Genomic DNA, 9,473 nt, shown 5'->3' on the forward strand with positions numbered 1-9,473 from the left:
AATATCTTTCATCACCTGCTCTTTATTTAAAATAGAAATTCTGTGTTGGCGCATTATAACGCCCCCTTTAAAGAGCGCACTTTTCATTGGGTTGTTTGTTGAAAATCTATACATAATCGTATCCTTTTTCAGTACCACTTTGAGAATAATAAAAAATCTTACAAATATCTACTATTCTATTCTCATCTCGTCGATTCTGCTTGGCCATCAGAAAATCAAGGATTTGCATCTTTTCATGTCGAAGAGTCCTTAATCATGAACCCGTAGATGATACTTTTCAAAATTATAATAGAAGCTAGAAACCTCGTTGGGTTAGCTCCTTGATTCACTTTCAGCTCTCTCAATGCCAGCCGTGGATTTATCCGATTACCCCACAACACCAAGAACTTATTATTAATTATTACGATCAAATACGCTTCCAGGTAACTGAGACTGTAAATATTGGTCATGAGTAACAATAATGATCATTTTTTATCTTTTGAAATCTTATTTAAACACGCAATGACCGTACCTATATTTTTTATCTATGGCATTATTAGGCTCGTTTATTAAATAAACAAGAAAAATTCCCAACTATGCCAGTCATAAGAAAAAATTTCTTCTGGATTTCCAAAGATATTCTGAAAATTTTTTTAGAAAAGTCATTGAATAGAATTTCTCCTCTGTCTTTTTTTTCAATATCTGCCATCAGTTTAAGATTTCTAACACATTGAAACTTGGTTTACATAAATTTAAAAAGCGAATATTCAACGTTAACTTTTTATCCACTCTGATACCACTGTAGTATCTCTATCAGAGTTCAGAAATGTGGCCAGTAAGAACCCTTTTCATTAGGAAGTAATCTCTGCATCAACTATCTTGAACTCATTTCAGTAAAGAGTGGCTATTTGCCAAAACCATGATGAAAACGCAAACCTTCATTTTTATCAGTACTGATATCCGAAACAGTGATAGATTCCTTGTTTATTTACTTTCTTTACCTTTCAGTTTCGCTTTTTTCTGCTCTCTTTTTCCATCAACAAATACTTACCTGCCGCTTCAATTGATCCGGCTGGGACAAGGGATGGCAAATCTCTCCAGAGGACCCAAAAGTGAGTTTTTCTCAAAATGTGTTTAGCTTAAGTGGACGGCTGTCCTTTTAATTCACTGCTTAATTCTTCCTTTTCATAATGTAGTTTATTACCTCTTAAATTTACAGAACCGTAATTTTCATTTTTTTTTGATCTCACTCTAAGAGCGGAATTTTGATACTCTCTTCCGGTTGTTTCGTGTTCAAGAAACAATAACAAAAGGCTTTTAAAATTTTATTTTCCGTTTTGCTTTCGCTTTTTTTTCCTCTTATGAAGGAGTTAAGAGGTCGGCGTGTAGTCTTTTTTTGCACCCTCGATTAGAAATCCCTCCTACAAACAGAGGCCCTTGTTTTTTCTCCGACGGATTTTGTTACTCCTGTATCCGGCTGAGTCTTAATGTTTTGTACCGTTTGTATGATTTCCTCCGAATCCTCTTCCTCAATAGATAAATATAACTAACGTGTTTATAAATGTTTTTAAGTACTCGTGGCGAATTAGAGAAGTTCCTCAACACGGTTTAAGCATTATACATTCATCCTCTTTTCCATCACGGAATTTATGGCTGGTTGAAAAATACATCTTTTCGTTTTCTAAATATAAAACCTCTTTATATTCCTCAAATGAGCATTTTTCGATAATTGCCCATGCATCTTCTTTCCACGATCGTGACATCGCTCGTTTAATGCTCTCATCGAGGATATTTTTTCTGGTACCATCACCACGGTAAAATAACATACCTCTTTATATTTATTACTAATTTTCTCAAGAAAATGGGTGACGGAGTTTTATTTAAAAAAACAAAAGAAGCACATAAATACAAGCACAATACGGCAAATACTTGGTGAAGGTCGTTGGTCAAGAAATAGAAAACGTCGTTGACAGATTTACCTTTTCAGAATAAATAAAGAAATTTTCTGATCAAAGGTTCCATAAAAGAAGCGAATAAAGCATCGCTGATATTAATTAGGACGAGCACAGAGGTGGTAAACAAAACAGAATTAGAACTTTTCCAAACGGAAATCCTTGCACAAAAGCGCCTGTGCCAGAACCAAATAGAAATAATGAGTTGCCTTCTAATCTAATCGACACCGGAAAATAAAACGCGCAGAGTAATCCTAACAAATAGAGTATTAACCAAATCCACATAATGGAAAAATGTTTATTGAAGTGCCTGGATAACCATCACAAAATAGGCGCTACCATCCCTAATCCTAAAAATAAACTCGACGTTAACGAAGCCAATTCTGGCTTGTTTAAATAAAATAATGTCTGTTCAAATGTCGTTCCCCACAGACTACCTAACACAGCCAATGGCGAAAATACTAAACCGGTGTAAGACATTAATAACAAATTGTTTTTCAATTTTAAAAGTTGAACAACATCGTGTAGTTTTATCGTCGATTCAGTAGATAAAAAAGAATTCAAAAGATATTTATTTTTACACAAGTATAAAAAAGCAGAGCTAATATTAAACCAAACAACAACAATAATATAAACTCATCTGCAAGCCGACTTCTGAAACTAACCAAGCCAACGGTTCTTGCCACACCATTGAACCTAAGATAGCTCTGGTCACAAGAAAACTGCTTACAAAAGTAAACAGTTTTGTCTTAAACAAAATCACCGTTATTTTAAATATCTAAACTTTGCAAATGAAAGGTAAACACCCATTAAACTTTACGCTAACAAAGAAATCTTTAAACCTTGAATGTGATCAAAGAAAATAGCGCCCAGGCCACATAAATCAACCGGCATCAACGTGAGCAAGCGCGGATTATAACGATCCAGTAAATGACCGACGAAAAGCTTTCCAATTAAATAGGGGTAAAGAAATGATGCAGCCAAATTTCCTAAACTGACGCCGTTCAAATGAAATTGAGACATCAGCTCAGTTGTCATCACACGGGCGAGACTTGAAAAACGTATTTTTATAAAATAAAAAAATCGTATAAACTTAAAACTATCCAGGCGTAATAGCAAGTGCTAGTTCTGGCTTTCCTAAATTGATTTTGTAAGCGCCATAGCTTTTCTTTCTCCTTTTGGTTTTTCTTATGCTCAATCTATAAAGTGCCCCTGTTTCATTCACCGCAACACCCCTGCGTAACTGCAAATGTAGCACGGATAAAACCTTGGGGCACTGTGTTTGTGAGGGAGTTTTCTCACAAAACAGAATTGAATTAGACCGTAATTTTACCGGATCGAAGACCAGTTCACAATGCTGCTCGGCTCACCGACCTTTTTTATAAAAGAAATACTCGATAAAGAAGACTATTGTATCGACCTCAAAACGTGGCTTTTAAATTACACTAATTTTCCGAAAATTTTCGTTAACTTTGAAAATGAAAAAGAAAAAGAATTAGCAAAAGCATTTGGTGCCACGGTGATTTCCTATTTTGATTTATGAAGCGGATGAAGCTATGCACTTTGATGAACATGTGTTAAAATAGGTATTAAGCGTATTTTAAAGGTAATACGAAATTTAAACTTGTTGCCAAAACCAAACCGCTGTTATCCCCTAAAAATCACTAATTCTTTTTTTACTAAAGATAATTTTTAGGTTCGCGTGACTACCAGTAGAATGAGTTATTCTAAATTTAAATTAGCACAACGTGTTTCAAATGGTGAAATATTATCTACAATTGATCCATTTGGCGCTGATAAAAGTGCGACAATAACTAATCTGAAAGAATGCGTTATTGTAGATAAAAATATTTACCCCTGCTTCATGATGGAGAAACCTTATTTTCAATTGCTGTCTTCCAAAAATGGAAAAAGCGGTGACTCATCTTAAAAACTAGAAAGAACAAAGTATTGAGCAATTGGAATAGTTTGAATAAGGGAATAAGCTGAGAGGAATAAACGATTTGATACAAGTGAATAAATCGTCCATTTCTTTTTTTAGCTTTAATTATCTGTTTGATAGCCGCTCTCTTTTCCTTCAAAAATTTTTTCTTAGAACTTTTATTAGGACCGTCGCTCATCAAATTATCACTGACCTTAATTTGACTGCCGGAATCATTTGCATTAATTGGCTCTGCTTATTATATCGCTTATGCAATTGTGAAAATTCCTATGGGTGTCTTAGCGAATAAATTTGGCGTTAAACTTATTATAATTTTTTCTGTTTTAGCGTGCGCCGTCTCTGCCTTGATATTTTCATAATCCACTGGATTTTGATTTGCTTTTTTAGTCGATTTTTAATGGGATTTAGTTCTTCTTTTTCTTTTATTTTTCTACTTGTCATCACGGTGACCTGGTTTCCTCAACGTTATTTTGGTTTTTTCGCAGGAACTTCCCAATTTATCGGCACTATGGGGTCTCTGCTCGCCGATGATCCATTGGTTTTTTTCTTTCAAAGGTACGCAGCAATTGGCGACTTGTACTCAGTCTCATTTCGTCGTTCGTTGTGCTGCTGACGCTGTTAATTTTGTTCATCGTAACAAAAAAAGCGCATGGCGGGGAACAAGCGCTGATCTAACTAAAAAAGGCAACAGGGACTATCCCCAATCATTAAAACTATTATTTAAAATTCCTAGATGTGGTATATCGCATTCTATTCAGCTTGCGTTTATGCTTCCTTTTTAGTCTTAGGCGCCATCTGGGGAAGCGACTATCTGGAAGTCAGAGGACTTTTCCAGGAGCTCGCCGCAGATATGGTTTCTCTTACTTAGTTTGCGTTTGCAATAGCTTGTTCTTTACTAAACACTTTCTACGATATTGCTAGGCATCGAAAGCCTACCCTTATTTTTTTTACAGTTTGCTTGGATTCCTATCGACCGCAATTATTTACTTATCTCTCCATCCACGAACATTGGATCTACGGATTTTTGTTTTTTCTGATAGGGATCGCTGCTTCAGGACAAAAAATTGAGTTTACCATTATTTCAGAACACTCCTCATTAACCACTCGCGTATCAGGATTAGGGTTAAAAAACGTCATGATTTTTTATTGGGCGCTTGTCCATACCCCGTTGATTAATCTTTTTATCGAGGGTTCTCACGGTGCTCTTGACAGGCAATGATTTTATTATCGGCTTTAGCTTTCTACCTGCGCTTAGTGTGATTTCTTTCTTCATCACGGCTTTTCTCATAAAAGAAACTTATGGAAAAGCGTAAAGGAAGCCGATTGTGTTAAAAACTGGATAGATGACAATGGTTTTTTAGAAATTAAGATTAATAGGAAAAATAACTAGAATGAAAAGGCTTTCATCAAAGTTTGTTTTTAACCGTCATTCCCGCGGAAGTGGGAATCTTCTTAGTCATTTTTCGTTTCTTCTTCTTTATCTTCTTGCTTTTCTGTTTTTTTATTTTCCGGAGGATTACGAAAAGCTTCTAGGTCTTTAAATAAATCACTCAGCAATCGATTGACGTTAGATAATTCTTTAGCCTGTTCCTCATGGGACTTTGTCAATTGTTGCGCGATAACACTTAATTCTGCAATTTTCATGCCAATGGCGTCGCTGGGATCAGGGCTAGGCGTATTACTTTCCGGGCTAATCATGGATTTAATGTTATCTAAAACACCTTGAAAATCAAATTTCTTACCAGAGTTACTCATAAAAATTTCTCCTTTATGGCAGATATTTTTTTATATAAAGATTTAATTTTATCGCTCGTTGTTTTCAACGCATTCGATCCGCTGGCAATCTTTGCAATACTAATATTAAGATCATAAGCAATTTCACGCTGAGTTTTTCACCCTTCAGTAAAGCCCTCAATAACTCAACTCGCAACGCCAATTGTTCTTTTTCTTCTAAAAAAACAATAAACCGAATAATTCGTCTAGCTGATCCAGCGTTTCGGCTTTCTGACATAGCGTTAAAAAACCCCCGCCAACCTTCTGGTTTAAGAGGTACTCTTCCATTCTCCGAAAAACGAATCTCTTAGAGATTAGACAACACGAAAAAAATAAAGTCAACTTATTAAAAATCATCTTGATATGATTTTAAGTCCAGGGGCGTTATAATAGAAAAATGTCGACTCTCTTTGAAGAATACTTGAATATTATTCAAACTCTCCTTTTGGAGGGGCTGATGTGGAAATTACTTGATCCAAATCAATCGGCGAAACTAAATCAAATAGCTGATGAATTAAACGTTTTGTTTAACAACATATACAATAGCAGTGTTCTGGTCAATGTTTATGTAGTTGCTGAGTATTAGCAAGATGCGTTATACCAGGCATCACTACTCTTAGTTCATCTCAAAGAACCGCATCCTGAGGACAGTATCGATGGCATCAGACCTAACAACTGGATTCTGCTTCCTATATTCGGCCACTGATACCCTATCACCTATGAAAAAGGAGCTTATTGAATCGCTTTTAAAATTCACATCTTCAAGCCAGATTGTTTCCTATTGTCAAGATTATGAATAATCGCAATACTCCAAAGTGGTGGAAATATTCGCCACCGCTCTACTTAATACTAATGGCTTCCCCTTAAATTTGACATACCCCACGAACAAGTAGTCCACGACAATTCAATAAGGTCTAATGTGTTCTACAAGCAACTGCAATTTCCGACGACCTTGGAACTCGTTAACATCCAACCGATAAGCAAGATGTGCGTATTCACAATGAAAATTGGGCCACTGCTCAAGATCCGCATGAAAAGCGATACCATCTAGATAATAATTATTCTCTGGCACTTGTAAAATCAATTTTAAATGACGTTGCCCCACGATGCGTTGATTAATCAACTTAAAACGCCCATCAAAAAGTGGCTCAGGAAAATCTTGGCCCCAAGGCCCAGCCCCGTGTATTAACAACGCCAACTCAAGCGTAAGCTCATTGGAAGCCAATTCACCGTCGCTCACTAACCGAGGCTGAAGATCGTCCTCATCTAAGCGCTCGGTCACCTCGCGAGAAAACGCTTCTTTGAACTCATCAAAACGTTCGAGCGGCAAACTCAAACCAGCCGCCATCGCATGCCCACCAAATTTAGTTACTAATCCCGGATGTTTGATAGCAATCGCTTCTAACACATTCCGAATATGTAACCCTGAAACTGAACGAGCAGAACCTTTGAGAGTAGTATCGTTCATTTTCGCAAAAACAATAGTGGGCCGATGGGTGCGCTCTTTAACGCGCGAAGCCACTAAGCCAACTACGCCTTGATGCCATTCTTCTTGATACAAACACAAAGCAGGTGGCAATCCTTTATTCAAATTTAATCCATTGATGGCGTCAAAAGCTTCTTTTTGCATTTGCGATTCGATCACTCGCCGCTCTTTATTTAAATCATCCAAGCGATAAGCGATATCCAACGCAGCATCCAGGTTGTCTGTTAATAAACATGCTACGCCTAAACTCATATCATCTAAACGACCTGCCGCGTTTAATCGGGGCCCAATCCCAAATCCCAAGTCCGTCGCCCTCAGTTTCTCGCGAGGGCGCCCTGACACTTCTAATAGCGCTAAAATACCCGGATGCGCTTGGCCGGCACGAATACGCCGTAACCCTTGATGTACTAAAATTCGATTATTTCTATCAAGAGCCACAATATCAGCAATCGTGCCCAACGCAACAAAATCGAGAAATTTTGCCATATTGGGATATTCCAATCCGCGCTGTTCAAACCAATTTATTTTTTTAAGTTCTGCACGCAATGCCAACATAAGGTAAAAAGCGACTCCGACGCCTGCTAAACATTTACTGGGGAAACGGTCATCTTTGCAATTGGGATTAACGATGGCGTAAGCGAGGGGCACTGTCTCTCCCTGCAAATGGTGGTCGGTGATAATAACATCAATACCTAGTTGATTCGCATGAGCAATCCCCGCGTGGCTGGAAATACCGTTATCTACAGTGATGATTAAATCAGGACGGCGGGACGAAGCTAAATCAACAATTTCCGGCGTTAAACCATAACCATAGGAAAACCTATTTGGTACTAAATAAGAAACATTTTCCATATCAAAGGCACGCAATGCACTGATAGTGAGTGCAGTGCTTGTTGCGCCATCCGCATCAAAATCACCAATGACTATAACCTGCTGCTGGTCTTTTAATGCTTGCGTTAATCGTGCTACGGCTTTATCGATGTTCAATAAAGAGGAATAAGGCAATAGATTTTTTAGTTCATGCGTTAATTCGTCGGGTGAATTAACATTACGCGCCAAGTAAATACGTTGCAGAACGGGGTGAAGACATTTAAACCGATTTTGTAATTCTGGTACTACACGTCGGATAATTTTTTTTTCCACGAAAAATTCCTTTTATTTTAGCATTTTCCTTCACAATTTATTCAGTGAGATTATTTTTGAATAATAAATAACTATCCCAAGTATACAAGTTAACTGCTCCAAACGATTTTTAAAATATAAAAGACAAACTCCCTTTACAATAGTAAGGCTTTTAAAAATACAATTACTTGATTTTTTGGAAATATAATTAACTATTTCCTAAACTAATCTGCAATGCAGCACAATTACAAGATTATTTTATGCTTCCTACAACAACTCCTTTTTCATTGCTCTAGAGCGACTGAAACCATTCGTATAACAGCAATTATTGGGTGATCAGTATCGTATAATCTTTATGCGTTTAAGTCTACATCATTTTGAATTAATATTTCTCTTAAGTTTTAAGCTTTATAATTTAACGACTAACTAATACACCTGAGGACTAGTTAAAATCTACTATGCTTAATGTTTTTTATAGTTAAAATTTCCCATCCTTAACGTAGATGATACTTTTTTCCTACGCGAGAAAATGATTAAAGACGTAGAGGCGTTTTTTGAGTATTACGTCGATCCCGACGTTGCTCATTATACTCGCCTCTAACCCAAGAAACCTCGCTGAAGCTGCCGCTGAAATCACCTCCTATTACCACGATCTTTTCAAATATAGACGAGATATTTACTGGTCGTTAGCACGGAAAAAGATGACCGAATGGATCGGAGCAGCTATTAGGCTTTACATCAATTAATCAGCATTACCGTGCGGAGATTTGCTACGATCTCTCAAAGCACTACTGGAACCAAGGTATCATGACAAAGGAGTTACAACTCGTCGTCGACTTTTCTTTTTTAGTCGCATCGCCCTTAATCGTATTGAGGCGGTCACTTTAAAGGAAAATTCAGCGTCTATTGCAATGCTTAAAAAAGCGGAATTTGCTCATGAAGGAAGTCTGAAAAATTATCGTTACTATAACGGCCGATCCCACGACATTGAGATGTTCGCCATTACTCCAAAAGTGAGCTCTAATCAGAAGCTAGAAAAGACTTTGGAAAGGATGAAAACTTTTTAAACCTTGACTTATGAGCCTTCAGTGGCAAGAAGATACGATTATGTATAGATTTTCAACAAACAACCCAATGAAAAGTGCGCTCTTTAAAGGGGGCGTTATAATGCGCCAACACAGAATTTCTATTTTAAATAAAGAGCAGGTGATGAAAGATA

Annotated in this window: 8 protein-coding genes and 2 pseudogenes; 4 read left to right on the top strand and 6 right to left on the bottom strand. The window is 37.0% G+C overall.

Annotated elements, in window-relative coordinates:
• Positions 1-1,577 precede the first annotated feature (1,577 nt).
• From FIV31_RS06160 to FIV31_RS06170, 3 genes are all read right to left on the bottom strand, one after another.
• Positions 1,578-1,805, bottom strand: coding sequence for a hypothetical protein (locus FIV31_RS06160; RefSeq protein ID WP_280124163.1), 228 nt, complete (start codon positions 1,803-1,805; stop codon positions 1,578-1,580).
• A 447-nt stretch (positions 1,806-2,252) separates the two neighbouring features.
• Positions 2,253-2,432, bottom strand: coding sequence for a hypothetical protein (locus FIV31_RS06165; protein WP_280124164.1), 180 nt, complete (start codon positions 2,430-2,432; stop codon positions 2,253-2,255).
• A gap of 315 nt (positions 2,433-2,747) precedes the next feature.
• Positions 2,748-2,972: a hypothetical protein gene (locus tag FIV31_RS06170; protein ID WP_280124165.1), complete on the bottom strand. Its 225-nt coding sequence runs from the start codon at positions 2,970-2,972 to the stop codon at positions 2,748-2,750.
• Between the two features lie 313 nt (positions 2,973-3,285).
• On the opposite strand from FIV31_RS06170, the gene FIV31_RS06175 reads away from it, so the two are divergent.
• The 3 genes from FIV31_RS06175 to FIV31_RS06185 all read left to right on the top strand — a co-directional run bounded on the left by FIV31_RS06175 (position 3,286) and on the right by FIV31_RS06185 (position 5,092).
• Positions 3,286-3,474 (top strand): M14 family metallopeptidase, encoded by a 189-nt coding sequence (locus FIV31_RS06175; protein ID WP_280124166.1) that lies wholly within the window; start codon positions 3,286-3,288, stop codon positions 3,472-3,474.
• Positions 3,475-3,648: 174 nt separating this feature from the next.
• Complete coding sequence (locus FIV31_RS06180; protein WP_280124167.1) at positions 3,649-3,861, top strand: hypothetical protein; 213 nt, start codon at positions 3,649-3,651, stop codon at positions 3,859-3,861.
• 970 nt (positions 3,862-4,831) lie between these two features.
• Positions 4,832-5,092 carry a hypothetical protein gene (locus tag FIV31_RS06185; RefSeq protein ID WP_280124168.1) on the top strand — a complete coding sequence of 87 codons (261 nt, stop codon included), beginning with the start codon at positions 4,832-4,834 and terminating at the stop codon, positions 5,090-5,092.
• Positions 5,093-5,325: 233 nt separating this feature from the next.
• On the opposite strand, the gene FIV31_RS06190 is transcribed toward FIV31_RS06185, so the two are convergent.
• The 3 genes and pseudogenes from FIV31_RS06190 to recJ all read right to left on the bottom strand — a co-directional run bounded on the left by FIV31_RS06190 (position 5,326) and on the right by recJ (position 8,275).
• Positions 5,326-5,628 carry a hypothetical protein gene (locus FIV31_RS06190; protein ID WP_280124169.1) on the bottom strand — a complete coding sequence of 101 codons (303 nt, stop codon included), beginning with the start codon at positions 5,626-5,628 and terminating at the stop codon, positions 5,326-5,328.
• Between the two features lie 13 nt (positions 5,629-5,641).
• Positions 5,642-5,988: pseudogene (gene trpR, locus FIV31_RS06195) on the bottom strand (trp operon repressor).
• 562 nt (positions 5,989-6,550) lie between these two features.
• Positions 6,551-8,275, bottom strand: a complete 1,725-nt coding sequence (recJ, locus tag FIV31_RS06200) for a single-stranded-DNA-specific exonuclease RecJ (RefSeq protein WP_280124170.1) — start codon at positions 8,273-8,275, stop codon at positions 6,551-6,553.
• Between the two features lie 437 nt (positions 8,276-8,712).
• On the opposite strand from recJ, the pseudogene FIV31_RS06205 reads away from it, so the two are divergent.
• Positions 8,713-9,335: pseudogene (locus tag FIV31_RS06205) on the top strand (GNAT family N-acetyltransferase).
• The last annotated feature ends 138 nt before the right edge of the window (positions 9,336-9,473 follow it).

The organism is Coxiella endosymbiont of Ornithodoros amblus (genome assembly GCF_019425495.1).
Lineage (GTDB): Bacteria > Pseudomonadota > Gammaproteobacteria > Coxiellales > Coxiellaceae > Coxiella.